We start from the raw sequence: 23,132 nt of genomic DNA, 5'->3' as shown, positions 1-23,132 counted from the left end.
TACCGCGGGCGGTCCGCCGGGTCGGCCCGGTCCGCTCACCCACGACGGCCGTGAGGGCCGGTCAGGCGTTCGTGCGCGGCAGGCGGCCGGGGAGGTCGGTGAGCCGTTCGATGCGGAGGACCGCCCCGTCCGCCGTCGGCGACGGTCCGCCGGTGGCGAAGTCGACGCCGCGGTCCAGCCAGATGCCGGTGAGCCCGGCGCGGGCGGCTGCGTTCACGTCGCTCTCCAGCATGTCGCCCACGTTGACCGCCTGCGCGGGGTCCGTCCGCATCCGCCGGCAGGCGGCGGCGTAGGCGGCGGGCTTGGCCGCGCCGAGCTCGGTCGGGGTCAGGACGCCCTCGAAGGACTCGAGGAGGCCGAAGCGGGCGAGATTGGCGCGCTGCTGCCCGGGGTCCCCGTTGGTGAGGACGGCCAGCCGCGGTCCCCGGGGAAGCCGCCTCAGGGCTTCCAGGCACGGCTGGACGTCGGGGTAGCACCGCCAGGACTCCTCGAACACGGGGAGGTAGCGCTCGGCGATCCAGGCGTCCAGGAGGCCGGGACTGTCGGGGACCGGCTCGCCGAGCGCCGGCAGGAAGGAGCGGAGCCTGCGCCGGTGGTGCTCGGCGAAGGAGCACCGGCCGGACAGGTACTCCCGCATGTGGCGCGCCTCCAGCGCCCACCACGACGCCACCAGCTCCTCCGGCGGGGCCGTCGCGTTCGGCGCGGCCCCGACGATCCGGCCGATCGCCTCCAGGACCGCGCTGCGATGATCGACCAGGGTGCCGTCCAGGTCGAAGAAGACCACGTCTGCCACGGGGTGATCATTCCGTGGTGCCCGCCCCTGACGCCAGACGGCAGGTGCCGCGGTCCTCCTTTCGGGACGGCCGTCCAGGTGGTCACAGCAGGGCGGACGCCGTCCGGTGCGGCCGCCGGTACCGGGCCGCTTCGACCACGGCCGAGGGCCGCACGCAGGTCCCGGGACGGCCGGACCCTCACGGAGATCCCCGGGTGCCGCCGGCTCCGCACGGCCCGGCGCTGCGCCCACGCGGCAACGCCCCTCACGCGGGAGGCGGCGCGCCGGACGGGGACGGCCCTCCGGCCGCACACGGGACCACGCCCGGGACCGGCACCGCCCGGGAGGCGCACGCCCGGCGCCGCCGACGCGCGAGGTGAGGCAGAAAGGCCCGGGACACCACTGGTGTCCCGGGCCTTTCGCAGCTGAGCCGCCTAAGGGAATCGAACCCTTGACCTACGCATTACGAGTGCGTCGCTCTGGCCAACTGAGCTAAGGCGGCAGTGCCGACGGGAACACCGCGGGTGGTCCGTGCATCGGCAACGCGGGACAGTCTACACAGTTCCGCGGGTGCTTCCGGTGCGGGGCGCGACGGGTCCGCCGCGCCCCGCACCGCCGGGGTCAGACGCCGGAGGAGGCCAGGAGCTTCAGGGCGAAGCCGCCGAACAGGACGGCGACGCCGCCCGTCAGCCCCGCCGACAGGCGGCGGCGCCGGCGGAACGCGTTCGCGAGGGCGGTGCCCGCCAGGATCAGCGCGGACAGGTAGAGGACGCTGAAGGTCTGCAGGATGCCGCCCAGCAGCGCGAAGGAGAGGACCGGCCTGCCGTAGGAGGGGTCCACGAACTGGGTGAAGAAGCTCAGCAGGAAGAGGATCGCCTTGGGGTTGAGCAGGCTGACCACCAGCGCCCGCCGGAACGGCCGCTCCCGGCGCTCCTCCATGCCGCCCGCGGCGGTCGCGGGCGCCTCCGCGGGGCCGTCGGCGGCCGCCGGGCGGTCCCGGGCGGCGCGGCCCGCCAGGGGGATGTACGAGCGCAGCGCCGCGAGGGCGGCGGCGAGGGTGCGCCGGGCGGGGCCGGGGGTCCCGGGCGCCGCGGCGGCGGTGTCGGGGGCGGCGTCGGCGCGGTGCTCGCGCCAGAGGGCGCGGGCCGAGCGGAGCATGTTGGCGCCGATCCAGACCAGGTAGGCCGCGCCGCCGTACCGGACGACGTCGAAGAGCGCGGGGTTCGCCTCCAGGAGGGAGGCGGCGCCGGCGGCGGTGAGCGCGATCAGGGTGGTGTCGCCGAGGAAGACGCCGAACGCCGCCCGGTAGCCGGTGCGGATGCCGCGGCGGGCGGCCACCGAGAGCACGTAGAGCGAGTTGGGGCCCGGGAGCAGCACGATGACGAGTGCACCGAGGGTGTAGGTCGCCAGGTCGGTGACTCCCAGCACGGCGGCTCCCTTCCTGGTCGGGTGTTCGGGGCGGCCAGGGAATTGTGCCATCCGGGGGCGGGGATGGGCCGGGGCCGGGGAGGAGCCGGGGCCGGGGACACCGGGCGGACGGGGCGGGGCCGCCCGGGGGGGCGCGGGCGGACGAAGGCGCGGGCGGGCAGGGACACCGGGCGGACGGGGGCGGCGGTACGGGCCCGGCACGGCGGGACGCCCCGGTCCGCTGCGGTGGGCGGGCCGGGGCGTCCGGGGGCGAGGGCGGGTGGCGCCGGTTCAGGAGGCGCAGGTCTTGTCCTCCGGCGGCGCCTGTCCCTCCAGGAGGTAGGTGTTCACCGCGGTGTCGACGCAGTCGCTGCGGTTCCCGTACGCGGTGTGGCCGTCGCCCCGGAAGGTGACCAGCCGGCCGGAGGAGAGCTGGGCGGCGAGGGAGCGGGCCCAGGCGTAGGGCGTGGCCGGGTCGCGCGTGGTGCCGACGACGACGATGGGCGGGGCGCCCGCGGCGGTGACGGTGCGGGGGCCGCCGACGGACTTGACCGGCCAGTAGGCGCAGGTCAGCGACATCCAGGCCATGGCGCGCCCGAAGTGCGGCGAGGCGCGGACGAAGGCGGGGACGGCGGCGGCGACCTGCTGCGGTCCGGGGAAGGGTGCGGACATGTCCAGGCAGTTGACCGCCATGTTGGCGTACATCAGGTTGTCGTACCCGCCGTCGCTGCGGCGCTCGTAGTACGCGTCGGCGAGGGCCATGAGCGCCTTGCCGTCACCGCGCTGCGCGTCCTTGGCCGCGGTGCGCAGCTGCGGCCAGAGGAAGTCCGCGTACATGGCCTGGATGACGCCGGTCGTGGCCAGCGCCTCGGTGAGGCGGCGGCCGCCCCCGGCCGGCAGCGGCTTGCGGTCGATCGAGCGGAGCAGGGCGTCGAGGCTGCGTCCGGCGGCCGCGGTGGTGCGGCCGAACGGGCAGTCGGCGTGCGTGACGCAGTCGCGGGCGAAGGACGACCAGGCCGTCTCGAAGCCGGACGCCTGGCCGAGGGCGGCCCGCCGCGCGTCGAGGGAGGGGTCGAGGGCGCCGTCCAGCACCATGCGGCCGACCCGGCCCGGGAAGAGTCCGGCGTAGACGGCCCCGAGGTAGGTGCCGTACGACTTGCCGAGGTAGTGGAGCTTCGCGTCGCCGAGCAGGGCCCGCAGGACGTCCATGTCGCGGGCCGCGTCGACGGTTCCCACGTGCGGCAGGCTGCGGCCGGAGCGCTGCTCGCAGCCGGCGGCGAACTCCCGGTCCAGCCGGACGAGGGCGTCGACCTCCGCCGGGGTGTCGGGGGTGGTGTCGGCGGCGGCGTAGGCGTCCATGCGGGGGCCGGCGAGGCACTGCACGGGGCTGCTGCGGCCGACGCCGCGCGGGTCGAACCCGACCAGGTCGTAGGCGGCGCGGACCGGCGCGGCGAAGGTCCCGGCGACACCCTCCAGATAGGAGACGGCCGAGCCGCCGGGGCCGCCGGGGTTGAGCAGCAGCGAGCCGACACGGGCGTGGCCGGCGCCGGTGGCCTTCTTCCGGGCCGCCGTGAGGGTGAGGTCCCCGGCCCCGGGGCGGGCGTAGTCCAGCGGCACTCTGAAGGTCGCGCACTCGAACGAGCCGTCGCAGGCGTGCCAGGCGAGCTTCTGCCGGTAGTACGGGAGCAGGGCGGCGGGGGTGGCGGCCGGGAGCGGCCGCAGGGCGGTGGGCGCCGCGGAACCGGGGGTGACGGAGTCGCCCGCGGTGGAGCGGGGGGCCGGGCGGCCCCCGGCGGGCGCCTGCGGGCCGCCGCCGGAGGAGCAGCCGACGAGCAGCAGCCCGCAGGCGGCCAGCAGCGCGGCACCGCCCCGCCGTGCTCGCCACGCTGCCCGGTGCACGCTCCGTGCGCTGCTCATCGCGGTGTCCCTCCATGTCGGCGGTGCGGCCTGCACCGAGCGTAACCGTCCGGCACGGAGCGGCACGGGTGCGCCGCCGCCCGGGGGCGTGTCGGCGGCGGCAGGGGACGCGGGGACCGTCCGGAGGGGCCGACGGGGCAGGTCCGCCTGCCCGGGGCAGGGGCGCAAGCGGGGCGGGCCCGCTCAGCGCACGCGCGGACCCCGGGCCGGGCGGGCCGCGCCGGGCAGGGCCTCGGCCAGGTACTGCACCGCGACCCGGACCAGGCGCAGCCGCTCGCGGTCCGGCGCGAAGTCCCGGACCACCTCGGAGACGCGCACCCGCGCCCCGGCCGCCCGGCCGCCCGCCGCGTGCAGGGCGTCGCGCAGCGCGCGGGCGGCGGCCCGGCCCGCGGTGTCCCGGCGGGCGGCGGCCAGGAGCAGGCGGGGGGCCTCGGGTGCGGGACGGCCGTCGGCGGCGGTGCGGGCGAGGACGGCGGCGGCGTAGCGGCCGGTGAGGGCGGCCGCCGCGCCGTACAGGTCGGGGCGGGCGAGGCCGGCGGCCGCCGCGCAGGGGGCCCCGCCGCCGACGCCGAGCGTCTCCCAGCCGCGCGGCCCGGGGGGCAGGGTGCGGAAGCGGGCGGCGACGGCGGAGCGCAGCACGGCGTCGTCCGGCACGGCCTCGGGGGCGGCCGCGAGCAGGTCGCAGGGGTGGCCGGTACCGGGCGGCGCCTGCGGGGCGACGACCACGAACGGCACCGCGCGGTGCTGCCGCACCGCGTCGGCGAAGCCGTCGAAGAGGTACGGGGCACCGGCGTCCGCGGTGCGCCCCGGGGTGTCCGGCTGCAGGACGACCACCGGGAACCGGGCGCGGTCGTCCTCGGCGTACTGCGGGGGGAGCCAGACGTGCACGGCGCGCCGGCCGCCGTCGGCAGCGGGGAGCGTTCCCTCGAGGAGCGCGCCGCCCGCGGGGCTGCCGACGGTGGTGAAGGCGGAGGCGGCGGCGTCGGCGGGGGGTGCGGCGGGGGGCGGGCCGCCGCGCGCCCGCAGGGCGTCACCGGGGGCCTCGGGGGCGGCGGCGGGACCGGCCGCGGCGGTGGCTCCCCCGCCGCCGCCTCCGCCCGCGCCGCCTCCGCCCGCGCCGTCGGCGAGCGCGGCCAGGAGGGCGAGCGCGCAGAGCGCGGCCGCCGCAGCGCCGGCGGCGTGCCGCAGCGGGCCGCGGCGGTCGGCGGGCAGGCCGTACGCCTCCCCCGCCGCCTGCTCGCGCCAGCCCGCGGCCGCGGTGCGGCCGAGCCGGACCGCGGCGGCGCCGGCGGCGAGGAGGACGAGGACGAGGACCGGACGGACCATGGGCGCAGCACCTCCGGGACGGGGTCGGCGCCCCGGGGTCCGCGTCGGCCGCGTCGGGCGCGCGGGAGACCCACCCTCCAGGACCGGCGGGCGGTCGCGGCGGACTGCTCCGGCGGGGCCGCCCGGACCACCCGTACGGGTGAGGAGGGTGTGGGCCGTACGGCGGTGCGGGGGGACCGTCGGCCGGACCCGGGGCGCGGGGCCCGGGGCCCGGGGCACGGATGCCCGGTGCCCGGGGCGCGGAGGTGCCGCGGGGCGGGTGTCAGCCCGCGCGGAGGGCGAGCGTCATCGCCTCGACCGCGAGGAGCGGGTCCACGTTGCGGTCGAGGGCGGTGCGGCAGGCGAGGACGGCCTCCATGCGGCGCAGGGTGGACTCCGGCGGACCGGCGGCAGCGACCCGCTGCAGGGCCGGCCGCTGGTCCTCGTTGGCCAGTTCGCCGGTGCTGCCGAGCTGGAGGGCGAGCACGTCGCGGTAGAAGCCGAGGAGTTCGCCCAGCGCCACGCCGAGGGTCTCGCGGCGGGTACGGGTCGCGCGGCTCTTCTGCCGCTTCTCCAGCTCCTTGATCGCGCCGGCCATGCCGCGCGGGGCCCGGCCGCCCAGGCCCTCGGAGGCGCCGTAGGCGGCCTTGAGGTCGTCGGTCTCCTTGGCGTCCCTGGTCCCGGCGAGCTGCTCGGCGTCCTGCTTGGCGGTGTCGACGAGGCGCTGCGCGGCGGTGAGGCAGCCGCCGACGTCCGCGACCTCCAGGGGGATCCGCAGCACGTCGGCCCGGCGGGAGCGGACCTGCTCGTCCACCGCCAGGCGGCGGGCGCGGTCCAGGTCGCCCTGGGAGGCGCGGGCGGCCAGGCCGGCCAGCGCCGGGTCGACGCCGTCGCGCCGCACCAGCATGTCGGCGACCGCGGCCGCCGGCGGGGTGCGCAGGACCAGCAGGCGGCAGCGCGAGCGGATGGTGGGCAGGACGTCCTGCACGGAGGGCGCGCAGAGCAGCCAGACGGTGCGGGGCGAGGGCTCCTCGACGCCCTTGAGCAGGGCGTTGGCGGCCTGCTCGGTGAGGCGGTGGGCGTCGTCGAGGAGGATCGCGGACCAGCGGCCGCCGGTGGGGTAGCTGGAGGCCCGCAGGACCAGTTCGCGCATGTCGCGCACGGGGATGGAGAGGCCGTCGTTGCGGACGGTCTTCACGTCGGCGTGGCTGCCGGCGAGCACGGTGTGGCAGCCGTCGCAGAAGCCGCAGCCGGGGGTGCCGCCGAGGTCCAGGTCGGGGCTGGTGCACTGCAGGGCGGCGGCGAAGGCGCGGGCGGCGGTCGCCTGGCCCGCGCCGGGCGGTCCGGTGAAGAGCCAGGCGTGGGTCATCGCCGAACCGGAGCCGGGACCGGTCGGGGCGCCGCGGCCCGCGGCCACCACGGCGCGCGCCGCGACGGCGGCGGTGGTCAGCTGCTCGACCGCCCGCTCCTGGCCGACCAGGTCGTCCCACACGCTCACGGCGCCATCTCCACGCTTCCGCCTCTGCCGGTTCCGTGCCCCGAGCTTAGCCCGGGGGTGCGACAGGCCGGCCGGGCCAGGCAGGGGAGGGGCCCGGAGCCGTGACGGCTCCGGGCCCCTCCCCTGCCTGGCCGGCGGACCCGGTCCACGGGCCGGCGGACCGGGTCGGCGGTCAGCGGCGGCGCTTCCTGCCGCCGTCGGCGTCGTCGGCGTCGTCCCTGGCCGACTCCCACCGCTCCCACTCCTCGCGGCTGCCCAGCAGGCGGTCGGTGAGGCTGGGGAGGTCGTCCATCGGGGTCCCCTCGGCCCAGTCCGGGCGGGAGCGCTCCGCCGCCCCGGCGGTCCCGCCGCCGGGCTCCCCGAGGTCGAGGGCGGGCATCTCCCGGGTGCGCTCCACCGGCTCCACCCACTCGACCGGCTCCACCGGCTCCTGTGCGGCGGCGGAGGGCCCGCCGGGGCGCCGCACCGGGCGGGGCGAACGGTCCGCAGGGCCGTCGGAGATCCGGGGCAGCACCGCCGTCTCGTCCGGGGCGCCGGAGATCCGGGGCAGCACGGCCGTCTCGTCGGCGGCGCCACCGGGCCGGACCCGCGGCAGGGGGGCGGTCCGCTCGGCGTCCGGGACGCGGGGCAGCCGGGCGGTCACGTCACCGGGGGCCGCGTCCCGCTCCGGGGCGGACCCGGCCGGTGCGGCCTCCTGCCGGAGGCCGACCTGCGGCAGCTCCGCGGTGGTCTCGTCGGTACCGGGCAGGGCGCCCGCCCCCGCGGCGGCCGCAGCGGCCTCGGCGCGCAGCCGGGCCTCCTCCGCCCGCTGCAGCGCCTCCTCGGCGCGGCGGCGCTGCTCGGCCCGCTGGACCTCGCGCTGCCGCTGGAGCTCGGCCTGCCGGGCGGCCTCCGCCTCGATGCGGAGGCGCTCCTCCTCCTCGGCCCTGCGGCGGGCCTCCTCGGCGGCGCGGCGGCGCTCCTCCTCCTCGGCCCTGCGGCGGGCCTCCTCCTCGGCAAGACGGCGGGCGGCCTCGGCGGCCTGGCGCTCCTCCTCGGCCTTGCGCTGCCGCTCCCGCTCCTCCTCCTCGGCGCGCAGCCGGGCGAGCATCTCCTTGCGCCGGCGCTCGGCCTCCTCGGCCTCGGCCTTCAGGCGGGCCTCCTCGGCGGCGCGCCGCTCGGCCTCCTCCCGGGCGAGCCGCTCCTGCTCGGCGCGCTGCGCCCTCTCCTGCTCGGAGAGGGGCAGCTCGCGGTCGAGCCGGTGGCGGATGGAGGTGGTGACGGCGGCGGCAGGGCGGGCGGCGTCGACGACCAGGTACCGGGAGGGGTCGGCGGCGGCCAGCCCGAGGAACCCGGCGCGGACCCGCCGGTGGAAGTCGTCCGGCTCGGACTCCAGCCGGTCGAGCGCCTCGGTGAAGCGCTCCCGGGCGGCCTCGGGGTCGACGTCCAGCACCACGGTGAGGTCGGGGACCAGGCCGCCGGTGGCCCAGCGGGAGATGCGGGTGACCTCGTCGGCCGACAGGTCCCGTCCGGCGCCCTGGTAGGCGATGGAGGAGTCCATGTAGCGGTCGGTGATCACGACGGCGCCGCGCCGCAGGGCGGGCACGATGACGTTCTCCACGTGCTCGGCCCGGTCGGCCGCGTAGAGCAGGGCCTCGGCGCGGTGGGAGATGCCGGTGTTGCCGACGTCCAGGAGCATCGAGCGCAGCCGCTGGCCGACGGGGCTGCCGCCGGGCTCGCGGGTCAGCACGACCTCGTGGCCCTTGCTGCGGATCCACTCGGCGAGCGCCTGGGCCTGGGTGGACTTGCCCGCGCCGTCGCCGCCCTCCAGGGCGATGAAGTAGCCGGTGCCGGCCCGGTGCGGCGGCCGGGCCGGGCCGCCCTGCAGGGCGTGCCACAGGTCGCGGCCGAAGGGGGCGGTGGAGCGCCGGTCGTCGGTGCGCAGCAGCACGGCCGCGGCGACGGCCAGGACGAGCAGGCCGACGGCGGCCAGCGCGAGCCCGGCGCCGCCCTGGCTGAACGTGAAGGTGCCGGGGGTGCCGTCGCCGTGGCGGCGGGCGTCGATGGCGGCGGCCAGCAGCGGCACCCCGACGAGGGCCGCGCCGACGGCGGCGCGCAGGACGGCGTGCAGGTGCTCGGTGACCTTGGGCTGCCGGGCCTCCTCGGTCTCCTGGGCGAGCAGGGTGCGGCCGGTGGCGACCGCCGTGCCGGCGGCGGTGCCCGCGAGCGCGGTCAGGAGGAGGACGAGGACGAAGTCGGGGACGAGCCCGGCGAGGACCAGCGAGGCCCCGAGGACGCCGAGGGCGAGGACCAGCAGCCGGCGCCGGGACAGGGCGGGCAGCACCGCCCGGGCGGTGCGGACGCCGAGGGCCGGGGCCCCCGCGGCCGCCAGCACGAGCAGGCCGTAGCCGACCGGGCCCGCACCGCGGTCCCCGGCGTGCAGCAGCGCCACCGAGGCGGCGCCGGCCGTGGCGGCGCAGGCGGCGGCGGTCGCGAGGGTGAAGAACGGTGCGGAGCCGGTGCGGCCGCGGGAGAGCACGGGCCCGGCGGCGTCCGCGGGGGCCCGCAGGCCCTGCAGGGGCGAGCGGGGGGCGGCCGCGGTGCGGCCGGAGGGCAGGGTCTGCAGGTACAGCAGCACCGCGGAGGCGGCGAAGAGCAGCGCGGCGCCGAGCGCGGCGACGGTGTACTGGTGGGCGCGCAGCCAGTCGGAGCCGGTGGCGGCCAGGTTGGCGGCCAGGGTGGACACGACGAGGGCGGCGGCGCCCAGCGGCACGGTGGCCCAGCCGGTGGTCCGGTCGAGGGTGCGCAGGGTGTCGAGCTGGGCACCGGAGGGGCGGGCCTGGGCGGCCGGGGCCCACGGGTCGGCCGCGGGGAGCAGGCCGGGGGCGGTCGCGTCCTTGGCGACGGCCCACACCCGCTCGGCGGCGCCGGAGAGGAGGACCGCGGCGAGGAGCCAGACGGCGGCGCGGTCCCCGGTCCAGACGATCCACCAGGGGGCGGTGCCGACCAGGACGGCGCGCAGCAGGTCGCAGCCCAGAAGGGTCCACCGGCGGTCGGGTCGGCCGGCGAGCAGGCCGTGCAGCGGGCGCAGGAGCGCCGCCCCCACGAGCAGGGTCGCGGCCAGGCGGACGGCGAACACGAGGGCGACCGTCAGGGCGAGGCCCCGGTAGCCGCCGCCGAGGAGCCCCGCGGCGGCGGACGCCTGCACGGTGAGCGCGAGGAGGACGAGCAGGGAGAGCCGGTCGGCGGTGCCTCCGACGAGCTGGGCGGTCCACAGGCGGCGGTAGGGGCGCAGGCGCAGCAGGGCCCGGACCCGCTCGCCGGGGGTGCCGGCGGGGGCGGCCTCGGGTGCGGACGCGGATGCGGACGACGCTCCGGCCCCGGGCGCGGAAGCGCCCTCGGGCGCTCCCCGCTCCGGGGGCTTCGGCCCCGTGGCCTGCGGCCCCGTGGCCTGCGGCTCCGGGGTCTGCGACTCAGGGGTCTGGGGCCCCGGGGTCCGGGGCTTCGCGGCCTGCGGCTCCGGGGCCGCGGGCTTGCGGAGCTCCGGCTTCGCCGGCCGCGGCCCGGCGGTCTGCGGCTTCCGGCCCTCCGGCTGCGGCTGCGGCTGCGGGGTGCCGGACGCCGGCTCCCCCGGCCCGGCCGTTCCGGGCGGTACCTGCGATGACGTGGGCGGCTGCTTCGCCGCCGCGGCCTCGGCACTGGGCTGTGGCTGCTCGTCACGCGTCATGCGGCCAGCCTAACCGTCCGGCTCCGGTTCAAACCGGGGGGTGACCATCCGTACGCGCGTTCATGACACCGCTGTGACCGGCGGGACCCCGGCGGGTGGGCGGACCGGCCGGTGCCGGTCCGCCCACCGGGGCGTCAGACCTGCCCGGAGACCGGAAGCCCGGCGGTGTCGGGCTCGGCCGGGGCAGCGGTCCTCCCGACGGCGGCCTTCTTCGCCGTCGCGGTCTTCGCCGTCGCGGTCTTCGCCGCCGCGGTCTTCGCCGCCGCGGTCTTCGCCGCCGCGGTCTTCGCCGCCGCGGTCTTGGCCGCCGCGGTCTTCGCCGCCGCCGTCTTGGCTGTCGCCGTCTTGGCCGTGGCGGTCTTCTTGGCGGCGGTCTTCTTCGCCGTCGCCGTCTTCTTCGCGGCCGTCTTCTTCGCCGGGGCCTTCTTCGCCGCGGTCTTCTTCACCGGCCCCTTGGCGCGCTTCTCGGCGAGCAGCTCGAAGCCCCGCTCGGGCGTGAGGGTCTCGATCTCGTCGTCCTTGCGCAGGGTGGCGTTGGTCTCCCCGTCGGTGACGTACGGGCCGAAGCGGCCGTCCTTGACCACGACCGGCTTGCCGCTGACCGGGTCGGCGCCCAGCTCCTTCAGCGGCGGCGCGGCGGCGCGGCGGCCGCGCTGCTTGGGCTGGGCGTAGATCGCCAGCGCCTCGTCGAGGGTGATGGTGAACATCTGCTCCTCGGTCTCCAGCGACCGGGAGTCGGTGCCCTTCTTGAGGTACGGGCCGAAGCGGCCGTTCTGCGCGGTGATCTCCTGGCCGTCCGCCGGGTCGGTGCCGACGGTGCGGGGCAGGGTGAGCAGCCGCAGCGCGTCCTCCAGCGTCACCGTGTCCAGCGACATCGACTTCAGCAGCGAGGCGGTGCGCGGCTTGACCGCGTTCTTGCCGGTCTTCGGGGTGTCCTCGGGGAGGATCTCGGTGACGTAGGGGCCGTAGCGGCCGTCCTTGGCCACGATCGGCCGCCCGGTGGCGGGGTCGGTGCCCAGCTCGTAGTCGCCGCTGGGGCGGGCCAGCAGCTCCTCGGCGAGCTCCGTGGTCAGCTCGTCCGGCGGCAGGTCGTCGGGGACGTCGGCGCGCTGCTCGCCGCGCTCCACGTACGGGCCGTAGCGGCCCACGCGCAGCATGATGCCGTCGCCGACCGGGAAGGAGCTGACCTCGCGGGCGTCGATGGCCCCGAGGTCGGTGACCAGTTCCTTGAGGCCGCCGAGGTGGTCTCCGTCGCCGTTGCCCGCGTGGGCGGCCGAGGAGGCGTCCACGTCGCCGTCGCCGAAGTAGAACCGCCGCAGCCACGGCACGGACTTGGCCTCGCCGCGGGCGATGCGGTCGAGGTCGTCCTCCATGCGGGCGGTGAAGTCGTAGTCGACCAGGCGGCCGAAGTGCTTCTCCAGCAGGCCGACGACGGCGAAGGAGAGGAAGGAGGGGACGAGGGCCGTCCCCTTCTTGAAGACGTAGCCGCGGTCGAGGATGGTGCCGATGATCGAGGCGTAGGTGGAGGGGCGGCCGATCTCGCGCTCCTCCAGCTCCTTGACCAGCGACGCCTCGGTGTAGCGGGCCGGGGGCTTGGTGGCGTGGCCCTCGGGGGTGATCCGCTCGGCGGCGAGCGGGTCGCCCTCGGCGACCTGGGGCAGCCGGCGCTCGCGGTCGTCGAGCTCGGCGTTGGGGTCGTCGGCGCCCTCGACGTAGGCCTTGAGGAAGCCGTGGAAGGTGATGATCTTGCCGGAGGCGGCGAACTCGGCGTCCCGCCCGTCCGCGCTGCGCCCGCCGACCCGGACGGTGACGGACTGGCCGACCGCGTCCTTCATCTGGGAGGCGACGGTGCGCATCCAGATCAGCTCGTAGAGGCGGAACTCGTCGCCGGAGAGCCGGGTCTCCGCCGGGGTGCGGAAGCGGTCGCCGGAGGGGCGGATCGCCTCGTGCGCCTCCTGGGCATTCTTCACCTTGCTGGCGTACGTGCGGGGGGCGTCGGGCAAGTACGCCTGCCCGTACAGCTGCGTCACCTGGGCGCGGGCCGCCGTCACCGCCGTCTCGGAGAGCGTGGTGGAGTCGGTGCGCATGTAGGTGATGAAGCCGTTCTCGTACAGCTTCTGGGCGACCTGCATGGTGCGCTTGGCGCCGAAGCCCAGCTTGCGGCTGGCCTCCTGCTGGAGCGTGGTGGTGCGGAAGGGCGCGTAGGGGGAGCGCCGGTAGGGCTTGGACTCCACGCTGCGCACCGCGAAGGCGGCGTCGGCGAGGCCGGCGGCCAGGGCGCGGGCGGCCTGCTCGTCCAGGTGCAGCACCTGCGCGGAGGCGGCCCTCAGCCGGCCGTCGGCGCCGAAGTCGCGGCCGGTGGCGACGCGGCGGCCGTCGACGGCGGTGAGGCGGGCGGCGAAGGACTCCGGGTCGGAGGCGTCGCCGGCGCGGCCGGTCGCGAAGGTGCCGGTGAGGTCCCAGTAGGAGGCGGAGCGGAAGGCCATGCGCTCGCGCTCGCGCTCGACCACCAGGCGGGTCGCCACGGACTGCACCCGGCCGGCGGAGAGGCCGCGGGCGACCTTCTTCCACAGCACCGGGGAGACCTCGTAGCCGTAGAGGCGGTCGAGGATGCGGCGGGTCTCCTGGGCGTCCACCAGGCGCTGGTTGAGGTCGCGCGGGTTGCGGACGGCCTCCTGGATGGCGTCCTTGGTGATCTCGTGGAAGACCATCCGGCGGACGGGCACCTTGGGCTTGAGGACCTCCTGCAGGTGCCAGGCGATGGCCTCGCCCTCGCGGTCCTCATCGGTGGCGAGCAGGAGCTCGTCGGCCTCGGCGAGCAGCGACTTGAGCTTGGCGACCTGGCTCTTCTTGTCGGAGTTGACGACGTAGATCGGCTCGAAGTCGTGCTCCACGTCGACGCCGAGGCGGCGCACCTCGCCCGTGTACTTGGCGGGCACCTCGGCCGCGCCGCTGGGGAGGTCCCGGATGTGCCCGACACTCGCCTCGACGACATATCCGGGGCCGAGGTAGCCCTTGATCGTCTTCGCCTTGGCCGGCGACTCGACGATGACGAGTCGACGTCCGTCGCGGGCGGTCTCGCTGGTCGGGGACACCTTCTGCTCTTCTCTCCCGGTCGTGGGTGGTGGGCCGGCCGGTGGTGCGCGGCTCCTGTGTCGGCCGCGCCGTTCGACCCGGCCTCCGCCGGGGCCCGCCGCGCTGCACGACGCGCCCCCAACTGCGGAGTGTGACCGTACCCCGGCCACCCTTGTCAAACGGACGGATCCCGCTTTTTCACCGGCGGGGTCCACCGACGCCACTCGAACGGTAACCCGATGGCGGGGGTTCGTGCCGCGCGGACCGCCCTCACGGCGGAGGGGAAGGGGCCGTCTTGGCACGGTCTTCGCCCGGGGAACGGCCCGCCGGAGCGGGCGGGAAGCGGGCGCGGACCGGGCGCGGACCGAATGCGGACCGGGTGCGGGCAGGCGGTCCGGGACCGCTCAGCGGCCGGCGGCGGAGAGGACGAGGGCGAGGCCGGCCGCGAGGGAGGCCGCGCCGAGGACCGTCCAGAAGACGTCCGTCGGCGCGGTGCGCAGCCCGTCCGCCACCGCCGTCCGGCCGGGGTGCAGCGGATCGTGGACGACCGGGACCAGCGTGCCCGGGGAGAGCCGGGCGGGACGCCGCAGCGGGGTGCGCCCGCGGGGGCGGGAGACCACGGGGGCGTCGCGGTCGGCGGTCGCGTACGCCAGGGCGGGCGCCGGGTCGTCGGCCTCCGCCGGGCCGCGGTCGGCCAGGACGCGGGCGACGGCGGGCACCCCGTGGCGGCGCAGACGGCGGCGCAGGAGTGCCTCGGCGGCGCACCACCACAGCAGCGCGCCGCCGAAGAGCACGAAGACCGTCCCCACCGCCACCGCCGTCGGCGTCTCCACCCGTCGCCTCCCCGTCCGCGGTCCGCCGCACCCGGGAGCCGCCGGATCCGCCGAAGCGCCCCGGCCGGGGCCGGCGGCCTCCGCGGCCCGTGGCGGCCGTTCTCCGCCGGCGCGGGCGCGGGGTCCAGCATCCGGCGGCCGGGCCAACGCCGCACCGATCCGGGGCGTCCCGCGGGCGAATCCCGGGCGACGCACGGATGAACCGGCCCACCGCCCCCGCCGGGGCCACACCCGGACCTCCGTACCGCGGGTCCCCCGGAGCGGGACGGGCGGCCTCCGCCGCGCGGCCGGCACCGGGCGGGAGCAACGGCGGGGGCGGCTGCGGGGGCGGCCGTCGGAGGCCGGGGACCGCCGGTGCCGCCCGGGCCGGCACCGGCCCGGGGCGGCGCGCCCGCGCCCGTACCGCCGGATCAGGCGCCGGCGGCCTCCCCGGACCCGACCGGCTCGACGAAGCCCTGCTCGACCAGCAGCCGCAGCGACTGCGGCACCCGGTCGCGGAGCACCACCCGGTCCTCGCCGAGCAGACGGGCGATGGCGTCCACGATGTCGCCCGCGGCGAGGGTGCCGTCGCAGACGCCCGCGAAGCCCGCTCCGACCGTGTCGACCTTGGTGGCGCGCCGCATGCCGCGGTTCTGGCGCAGGATCACGTGCTCGGGGTCCTCCGCGCCCGGGGCGCCGACCTGCTCCTGCACCACCTCGGGGGCGAGCCGGTAGCGGGCGGCCAGCAGCGCCGCGTCGTCCCGCGTCCGCAGGAAGTCCTGGCGGTCGAACCACCGCTCGACGTGCGGCCCCAGCGGCTGCTCCACCGGGTGCGGCCACTCCTCGACGTGGACGGCGGGCCGGTCGGAGCCGGAGGCCCGCAGCGTGATCCAGCCGAAGCCGACCCCCTCGACCTTGGACGCCTCGAAGGCGTCCAGCCACGCGTCGTAGCGGGCGTTGTAGCGGACGCGGGCCTCCTCCGCCGTCTCGCCGGGCTCCGCGCCGACCCGATGGTCGCCCGCGTCGCGCAGCCACAGCTCCGCGTACTGGGCGGTGTCCTGCACCTCGCGCTGCACCACCCAGGCGTCCAGGCCGGTGCCGGCGACCCAGCCGGCGAGCCGCTCGTGCCAGTCCTCGCCCCGTACGTGCTGCCAGTTGGCGAGGAGCTGGCAGTAGCCGCCGGGCGCCAGGTGGTCCGCGGCGCCGCGCACCAGGCGCCGGCACAGCTCGTCGCCGGGCAGGCCGCCGTCGCGGTAGGTGAACCGGCCGCCGGGCGAGATCACGAACGGCGGGTTGGAGACCACCAGGTCGAACCGGCGGTCCGCGACCGGCTCGAAGAGGCTGCCCCCGGCGGTCTCCACGTTGTCGAACCCGGAGAGCGCCGCCGTCAGCCGGGTGAAGTGCAGGGCCCGCGGGTTGACGTCGGTGGCGGTGACCCGGCCGGAGTGGCGGGCCGCGTGCAGGGCCTGGACGCCGGAGCCGGTGCCCAGGTCGAGCGTCTCGCGCACGGGCCGGCGCACCGTGATGCCGGCGAGCGTGGTGGAGGCGCCGCCGACCCCCAGGACGAGGTCGCGGCGGTCCACGCCCGTCGCGGCGCCGGCGGCGCCGATGCCGCCGGCGCCGCCGACGGCGCAGCCGAGGTCGGAGACCACCCAGGCGTCGGCGCTGTCGGCCCCGGCGACCTCGTTGGCGTACGGGCGCACGTCCACGGCGGCCCGCACCGCGCCGCCGTCGCGCAGCAGCCAGCCGCCGGCCAGGCAGTCGTCGGCCGGCAGGGCCGCCGCGGCCTGCGCCCAGGGCACGGGCTGCTGCAGCAGGAAGAGCCGGACGAGGGTCTCCAGGGGGCTTCCGCCCCGGGTGGCGCGCAGGGCGGGCGCGGTCTCGCTGCGGGCGAGGGCGGCGTACGCGGTGGCGCCGAGGAGCTCCAGGCAGCCGTCGGCGGTGAAGTCGGCGGCCGTGAACGCCTCCCGGAGCCGGGCGGCGCGGGCCGGGTCGGGGGCGGGGAGGCGGGGGTCGGCGGGGGCGTCGCTGGTCGTCACGCGCCCATTCTCCCCGGCCGCGCGCCGAGGACCCACTCCGCGGCGCCCGGCCCCTGCCCCCGGCGCCGGAACCCTGCCCTCCCGGCACCGGCACCGGCGTCCCGCTCCGCGCCCGTCCGCGCCGCGCCTGTCCGCACTGCGGGGTCCGTCCGGCGCCCCGGGGTCCGACCAGCGCCCGGGGGGCTCAGCCCTGGGGGGCGGCGGACGACGGGGACGCGGCGGGGGAGCCGGACGGCGCCTGGGCGGGGGCGGAGCCCCCGGCGGGCGCCAGGCAGCCGGGCTGCCTGGCGATGGACTCGCCCGTCCTCCCGGCCTGCAGCCTGCGGACGGCCGAGCCGTAGAGCTGGGCCGGCTGCTGTATCTGGTCCTTGACGCTCCTCAGGCCGTCGGCGAACCTGGCCTGGTCGTCGGTGGGCAGCGAGTCCACCTTCTGCTGCACCTGCCCGAAGCCGGCGGCGGCGTCGCGCAGGCCCCGCAGGACCTGCTGCTGGAGCTGCGCGCCGCCGTCGGCCTTCGGTGCCCCGGCCCCGTCCAGGGCGGCGGCGATCTGCCGGGCCGCCTGCGCCTGGGCCGCCATGTCGGCGGAGAGCCGCTTGCGCAGGTCGTCCGGGCTCTCGCCCTGCCGGACCCGGCCGAGGTCGGCCTGTGCGTCCTGGGACCGGGCGTAGGGGGCCCCGGCGGTGCCGCAGAGCTTCTTGGCCCAGGCGTCCAGCTGCGCGGTGTCGTCGCTGCCGCCGGTGCACGCCGCCGCGCCGAAGGCGAGGAGGGCGCCCGCAGCGGGCAGGGCCAGCAGCTTGATCTTCACCGGAGTGTTCCCCTTCGGTTCGGCGGCGGGTGCGGGTGCACCGCCTGGGAACCTACACGGCGGAGCGGTCGCGGCGGGGGGCCGGGAGGCCGGTCCCGGGCCCGCGCGAGGTTCGGCACCCCCCTCGGCGCGCCCTTCGGCGCACCCGGCTCAGCGCACCCGGCGCTGCTCGTGCCACCGGTCGATCAGGGCGGGCATCTCGCGGAGCATGTAGGCGTAGAAGTCGCGCATCTCCCGCAGCCGCAGCCCCGCGGGGCTGTCCTCGCCCACCTCCTCGATGCCCTCGTCGGCGGTCCGCAGCATGGTGTCGAGGAGGTGGTCCCGGCTGGACGTCATGACCGCCCAGCCGTCGGGCCGCAGCCGGTAGTGGTCGCGGCGGTCGCCGGCCGGGGCGGGCATCCGCTCCGCGAGCCGGAGGGAGACCAGGGTCTTCAGGGCGCCGGAGACCGCCCCGGCGCTGGCCCCCAGCTGCTCGCAGAGCTCGGGCGCCGTGGTGGTCTCCTCCTCGCAGAAGAGCAGGGCGCACATGACGCGGGCCGCCATCCGCTGCATGCCCGCCTGGGTGAGGACCAGGGCGAGCCGCTCGGCGGTCGCGGACATGTCGGTCATGGTGGGCCCTCCCTCGGCCGGGCTGCGTACCGGATCGCGTACCGGAATCCTAACGCTTCCGAATCTTCAATAATTACTGAAACTTCACTAGGATCGGATCCATGGACAAAGCGATCCAGCTGGAGAGGCTGGCCAAGACCTACGGCCGCAGACGCGGCCTGGTCGACCTGACCCTCGACGTCGGGCGCGGCGAGGTGTTCGGCTTCCTGGGGCCGAACGGCGCGGGCAAGTCCACCACGATCCGGCTCCTGCTGGACCTGATCAGGCCCAGCGGCGGGAGGGCCGTCGTCCTCGGACTCGACCCCCGCCGCGACGCGGTGGAGCTGCACCGCCGCACCGGCTACCTGGCCGGCGACTTCACCGTCGACGGACGGCAGACCGTGCGGGAGTGCCTGGCCTTCCTGGCGGCGCTGCGCGGCGGGGTGCCCGAGCGGCGGGTCACGGCACTGGCGGAACGGCTCGGGCTGGAGCTCGCCCCGCGGATCCGCTCGCTGTCCAAGGGCAACCGGCAGAAGCTGGGGCTGGTGCAGGCCTTCATGCACGAGCCGGAACTGCTGGTGCTGGACGAGCCGACCTCGGGGCTCGACCCGCTGGTCCAACAGGTCTTCCTGGACCTCGTCCGGGAGGCCCGCGCGGAGGGCCGCACCGTCTTCATGTCCTCGCACGTCATGAGCGAGGTGCAGGCCGTCGCCGACCGGGTGGCGATCATCCGCGAGGGGCGGCTGGTCACCGTGGACACCGTCTCCTCCCTGCGGGAGCGCGCCGTGCGGACGGTGGAGCTGCACTTCGACGGACCGGCTCCGGCCGGGGAGTTCGAGGGGCTGCCCGGCGTGACCGACGTCGTGGCCGAGGGGTCGCGGCTGCACTGCCGGATCGCCGGCAGCCCGGACGCCCTGGTCAAGGCCGCCGCGCGGCACACCGTCACCGGGCTGCTGTGCGAGGAGCCCGACCTCGAGGAGCTGTTCTTCGCGTACTACCGGAACGGAGGCGGCGATGACCGCGTCACGGATGCCTGAGGCCACGGAGGCGGCCAGGACGCCGGAGGCGCCCGAGGCCCTGCCGCACGGCCGGCTGCCCCGCACCGTGTGGAGCCAGGCCCTGCGCGACAACCGGCGCGCCCTCGCCGGATGGACCGCGGGCACCGCGCTCGCCGGGGCGATGTACGCGAGCTTCTACCCGCAGATCGGCGGCTCCATGGGGGACCTCACCCGGAGCTTCCCCGAGGGCCTGCGGCAGGCCTTCCACATGGAGGACCTGTCCAGCGCGGCCGGCTACCTCGGCTCCACGCCGTTCGGGCTCGTCGTCCCGCTGCTGGCGCTCTTCCACGGGGCGGCCGCCGGCGCCCGCGCCGTCGCCGGCGACGAGGAGTCCGGCTACCTCGACCTGCTGCTGGCGCACCCGGTGGGCCGGGTGCGGCTGGTCCTCCAGCGGTACGCGGCGCTGGCCACCGGGTCCGCGGCCGTCGCCGGCGGGGTCCTGCTGATGATGCTGGCGGTCCGCGGGCCCGCCGACCTCGGCGGCATCCCGGTCACCGCCTTCGCCGCGCAGTGCCTGAACCTGGCGCTGTTCGGCGCGTTCTTCGGCGCCCTCGCGCTCTGCATCGGCTGCTTCGTCGGGCGGCGCGGCACGGTCTTCGGGGCGACCGCGGCCGTCGGCGTGCTGTCGTACGCGGCGAACGCCCTGGGGCCGCTGGTGGGGCTGGGCTGGACGCGCCGCTTCTCCGCGTTCCACTACTACATCGGCGGCGACCCGCTGCGGAACGGCTTCCAGTGGGCGCACGCCGGGGTGCTGGCGGCCGCCAGCGCCGTGCTGGTGCTGCTGGGCGCCTGGGCCTTCCGGCGCCGCGACATCGGGGTCTGAGGGCCCCGCACGGAGCGGGCCCCGCCGCACCGGGGGTGCGGACGGGCCCGCTCCGTGCGCCGGGGCCGGGGGCCGGGCCGGTCCGGGGGCCGGGCCCGTTCGGGTGCCAAGCCGATCCGGGTGCCGGGCCCGTTCGGGGGTCAGGCCCGTTCGGGGGTCAGTGCACCGCCGCCGGGTCGGCGGACCGGGTGACGTGGCCGCCGTCGCCGCCGTCGCCGTCGCCCATGGCGATGCCGCGGCGCTTCGAGACGTACACCGCCGCCACCACCACGGCCAGCGCGAACGCCGCCACGCCGATCCGCAGGCCCGTGCTGGCGTGGGCGCCGAAGCTGAACCGGACGATCGCCGGGGCGATGAGCAGCGAGACCAGGTTCATCACCTTGAGCAGCGGGTTGATGGCCGGGCCCGCCGTGTCCTTGAAGGGGTCGCCCACGGTGTCGCCGATGATCGTCGCCGCGTGGGCCTCGCTGCCCTTGCCTCCGTGGTGGCCGTCCTCGACGAGCTTCTTGGCGTTGTCCCAGGCGCCGCCCGAGTTCGCCAGGAAAACCGCCATCAGCGCACCCGCGCCGATCGCGCCCGCCAGATAGGCGCCGAGCGGCCCGACGCCGAGGCCGAAGCCCACCGCGATCGGGGCGAGGACCGCCAGCAGGCCCGGCGTGGCCAGCTCGCGCAGCGCGTCCTTGGTGCAGATGTCCACCACCCGGCCGTACTCGGGCGTCTCGGTGCCGTCCATGATCCCCGGGTGGTCGCGGAACTGGCGCCGCACCTCGAAGACCACCGCGCCCGCGGACCGGGACACGGCGTTGATGGCCAGGCCCGAGAAGAGGAACACCACGGCCGCACCCAGCAGCAGGCCCACCAGGTTGTTGGGCTGCGCGACGGAGAGCGAGAGGCTGTTGCCGTGGGCGGCCGGCCCCACGTCGTCCACCGCCGTGGCGATGGCGTCCGTGAACGAGCCGAAGAGCGCGGTCGCCGCCAGCACCGCCGTGGCGATCGCGATGCCCTTGGTGATCGCCTTCGTCGTGTTGCCCACCGCGTCGAGCTCGGTGAGGACCTGCGCCCCGGCGCCGTGCACGTCGCCGGACATCTCGGCGATGCCCTGGGCGTTGTCCGAGACCGGGCCGAAGGTGTCCATCGCGACGATCACACCCACCGTGGTGAGCAGGCCGGTGCCGGCCAGCGCCACCGCGAAGAGCGCCAGCACGATGGAGCCGCCGCCCAGCAGGTAGGCGCCGTAGACGGCGGCGCCGATCACCACCGCCGAGTAGACCGCCGACTCCAGGCCGATCGAGATGCCGGAGAGGATGACGGTGGCCGGGCCGGTCAGGGAGGTCCGGCCGATGTCGCGCACCGGACGGCGCGTCGTCTCGGTGAAGTAGCCGGTCAGCTGCTGGATGACCGCCGCCAGGACGATGCCGACGGCCACCGAGCCCAGGGTGAACAGCCTCGGGTCGCCGTCGTGGCTGCTGATCGCCGCCGGCACGTGGTGGAGGTCGGCGAAGCTGGACGGCAGGAAGGCGAGGACGGCGGCGGCCACCAGCAGCAGCGAGATCGCCGCCGAGATGAAGAAGCCGCGGTTGATCGCGGTCATGCCGCTGCGGTCCCTGGTGCGGGGCGACACCGCGAAGATGCCGATCACCGCGGTGACCACGCCGATCGCCGGGACCACCAGGGGGAAGGCCAGGCCGTCGTCGCCGAAGGCCGCCCGGCCCAGGATCAGGGCGGCGACCAGCATGACCGCGTAGGACTCGAAGAGGTCCGCCGCCATGCCGGCGCAGTCGCCGACGTTGTCGCCCACGTTGTCGGCGATGGTGGCGGCGTTGCGCGGGTCGTCCTCGGGGATGCCCTGCTCGACCTTGCCGACCAGGTCGGCGCCGACGTCAGCCGCCTTGGTGAAGATGCCGCCGCCGACGCGCATGAACATCGCGAGGAGTGCGGCGCCGAAGCCGAAGCCCTCGAGCACCTTGGGCGCGTCGGCCCGGTAGATCAGGACCACGGCGGACGCGCCCAGCAGGCCGAGGCCCACCGTGCACATGCCGACCACCCCGCCGGTGCGGAAGGCGATCCGCATCGCCCGGTGGGAGACGAGCCGCACGTCGGGGGCGGCGTTGGGGCCGCCCGCGGCCGCGGGTGCGGCGGGCCCGGCGGGAGGGGCGGCGGGCGTGGCGGCGCGGGCGGCCGCGGCGACCCGCACGTTGCTGCGGACCGCCAGCCACATGCCCAGGTATCCGGTGGCGGCCGAGAACGCGGCTCCCACCAGGAAGAACAGCGAGCGCCCGATGCGCTGGCTCCCGGTGTCCGCGGGAAGCAGGAGCAGCAGCAGGAACACCACGACGGCGAAGACGGCGATGGTGCGCAACTGGCGGGCGAGGTAGGCGTTGGCGCCCTCCTGGACCGCGGCGGCGATCCGCTTCATGGCGTCGGTGCCCTGGTCGTTGGCGAGCACCTGGCGGACCAGGACCGCGGCGACGCCGAGGGCGGCGAGTGCGACGGCGGCGACCACGACCACGAGGGTCAGGTTGCGTCCGGTGAGAGCGGCCGTGACGCCCGAGGAGGCGTCGGCGAGTGGTGGGTGGAAGGTCCGGGTCGTTGCGTACGTGCTTGCCGTGTCATTGAGCCCCGCCATCAGTCCTCCTTGACGTCTGGCACGTCGGCGCCGCCGGCCGCGTCGGGCCGGGAGGTCGGGGCGGAACCGCTGGAACAGCCGCGACCTGAGCGGTGCGCACAAAACTGCTCGGCAGTGCGGGCGTTGCAACACATCCGGCCGGACCTGTGCGGTACCGGCCGAATGCCGAGGATTGTAAGGACCAACCCTTGATCACAACAGACCAGCGGCACCGGCGACGGCGTCGTCGGCGGCAGTCGCCACCACTGGGGACATCCTCCAATGGCGTGCTGATCCGGGCCATCGGGGCGGACGGCCTTCACACCGGGGGACCAACGGGCCGGCGGGGCGGCGGACGGGACCGGCGCGCGGCGGGCCTGGTCCGGGGCGGACCCGGACGGGACGGGGGAAGCGGGCGGGGTGCGGGCAGGGGACGCGCGGACGGGGCAGACGGGGCGGACAGGGCGGACAGGGCGGACAGGGCGAGAGAAGCGAGAGGGGCAGGAAGCGAGGAGAGGGGCGGGAGGGGCAGGGCGGGGACGAGAGGCGGCCGGTCCGGCACTCGCTGCCCCCGGGCCCCGCAGCCCCCGGGCGTGGGGGGGGGGGGGGGGGGCGGCGGGGGGGGGGGGGGGGGCGGGCCCCCCCGCCCGCAGCGCCGCCTGACCCCGCCGCCCGCGGCGGCCGGGGGCGCCCCGGGGCCGCCGCGGGGGCGCGGGTAGCAT

The 23,132-nt window shown here is 77.2% G+C and carries 14 protein-coding genes and 1 tRNA gene; 2 read left to right on the top strand and 13 right to left on the bottom strand.

The features are described 5' to 3' along the window. Positions 1-61: 61 nt before the first annotated feature. From ACFY07_RS13530 to ACFY07_RS13475, 12 genes are all read right to left on the bottom strand, one after another. Positions 62-793, bottom strand: coding sequence for an HAD family hydrolase (locus tag ACFY07_RS13530; protein ID WP_390868802.1), 732 nt, complete (start codon positions 791-793; stop codon positions 62-64). Between the two features lie 407 nt (positions 794-1,200). Further along, positions 1,201-1,274 (bottom strand) — tRNA-Thr (locus tag ACFY07_RS13525). 119 nt (positions 1,275-1,393) lie between these two features. Beyond that, a complete protein-coding gene (locus ACFY07_RS13520; RefSeq protein WP_390868801.1) occupies positions 1,394-2,200 on the bottom strand; it encodes a LysE family transporter in 807 nt (268 codons plus the stop codon). 270 nt (positions 2,201-2,470) lie between these two features. Beyond that, entirely contained in the window at positions 2,471-4,096 is a 1,626-nt protein-coding gene (locus ACFY07_RS13515; protein ID WP_390868800.1) for an alpha/beta hydrolase, read from the bottom strand. Between the two features lie 183 nt (positions 4,097-4,279). Then, a complete protein-coding gene (locus tag ACFY07_RS13510; protein WP_390868799.1) occupies positions 4,280-5,422 on the bottom strand; it encodes a hypothetical protein in 1,143 nt (380 codons plus the stop codon). A gap of 262 nt (positions 5,423-5,684) precedes the next feature. Then, positions 5,685-6,899 (bottom strand): DNA polymerase III subunit delta', encoded by a 1,215-nt coding sequence (locus tag ACFY07_RS13505; protein ID WP_390868798.1) that lies wholly within the window; start codon positions 6,897-6,899, stop codon positions 5,685-5,687. Between the two features lie 172 nt (positions 6,900-7,071). Continuing rightward, positions 7,072-10,605 (bottom strand): dTMP kinase, encoded by a 3,534-nt coding sequence (tmk, locus tag ACFY07_RS13500; RefSeq protein WP_390868797.1) that lies wholly within the window; start codon positions 10,603-10,605, stop codon positions 7,072-7,074. A gap of 134 nt (positions 10,606-10,739) precedes the next feature. Next, positions 10,740-13,700, bottom strand: a complete 2,961-nt coding sequence (gene topA / locus ACFY07_RS13495; RefSeq protein WP_390868796.1) for a type I DNA topoisomerase — start codon at positions 13,698-13,700, stop codon at positions 10,740-10,742. Positions 13,701-14,084: 384 nt separating this feature from the next. Next, the gene (locus ACFY07_RS13490; RefSeq protein ID WP_390868795.1) at positions 14,085-14,513 is read right to left on the bottom strand and encodes a DUF3592 domain-containing protein; all 429 of its coding nucleotides are present in this window, start codon (positions 14,511-14,513) and stop codon (positions 14,085-14,087) included. 410 nt (positions 14,514-14,923) lie between these two features. Continuing rightward, on the bottom strand, positions 14,924-16,531 hold the full coding sequence (locus ACFY07_RS13485) for a methyltransferase (RefSeq protein WP_390868794.1): 1,608 nt from the start codon (positions 16,529-16,531) through the stop codon (positions 14,924-14,926). Positions 16,532-16,715: 184 nt separating this feature from the next. Further along, a complete protein-coding gene (locus tag ACFY07_RS13480; protein WP_390868793.1) occupies positions 16,716-17,336 on the bottom strand; it encodes a hypothetical protein in 621 nt (206 codons plus the stop codon). Positions 17,337-17,486: 150 nt separating this feature from the next. Beyond that, positions 17,487-17,945: a GbsR/MarR family transcriptional regulator gene (locus ACFY07_RS13475; protein WP_230649347.1), complete on the bottom strand. Its 459-nt coding sequence runs from the start codon at positions 17,943-17,945 to the stop codon at positions 17,487-17,489. A 101-nt stretch (positions 17,946-18,046) separates the two neighbouring features. Here ACFY07_RS13475 and ACFY07_RS13470 point away from each other — a divergent pair, with 101 nt between their 5' ends. Together ACFY07_RS13470 and ACFY07_RS13465 are read left to right on the top strand one after the other, a co-directional pair. After that, the gene (locus ACFY07_RS13470; RefSeq protein WP_390868792.1) at positions 18,047-18,961 is read left to right on the top strand and encodes an ABC transporter ATP-binding protein; all 915 of its coding nucleotides are present in this window, start codon (positions 18,047-18,049) and stop codon (positions 18,959-18,961) included. Next, positions 18,954-19,805: an ABC transporter permease subunit gene (locus ACFY07_RS13465; protein ID WP_390868791.1), complete on the top strand. Its 852-nt coding sequence runs from the start codon at positions 18,954-18,956 to the stop codon at positions 19,803-19,805. Before ACFY07_RS13470 ends, ACFY07_RS13465 begins: the two co-directional genes overlap by 8 nt. 157 nt (positions 19,806-19,962) lie before the next feature. On the opposite strand, the gene ACFY07_RS13460 is transcribed toward ACFY07_RS13465, so the two are convergent. Then, on the bottom strand, positions 19,963-22,431 hold the full coding sequence (locus ACFY07_RS13460) for a sodium-translocating pyrophosphatase (RefSeq protein ID WP_390868790.1): 2,469 nt from the start codon (positions 22,429-22,431) through the stop codon (positions 19,963-19,965). Positions 22,432-23,132: the final 701 nt, after the last annotated feature.

This window comes from Streptomyces sp. NPDC001380 (genome assembly GCF_042895785.1).
Lineage (GTDB): Bacteria > Actinomycetota > Actinomycetes > Streptomycetales > Streptomycetaceae > Peterkaempfera.
This window is presented reverse-complemented; position numbering and strand designations above follow the sequence as displayed.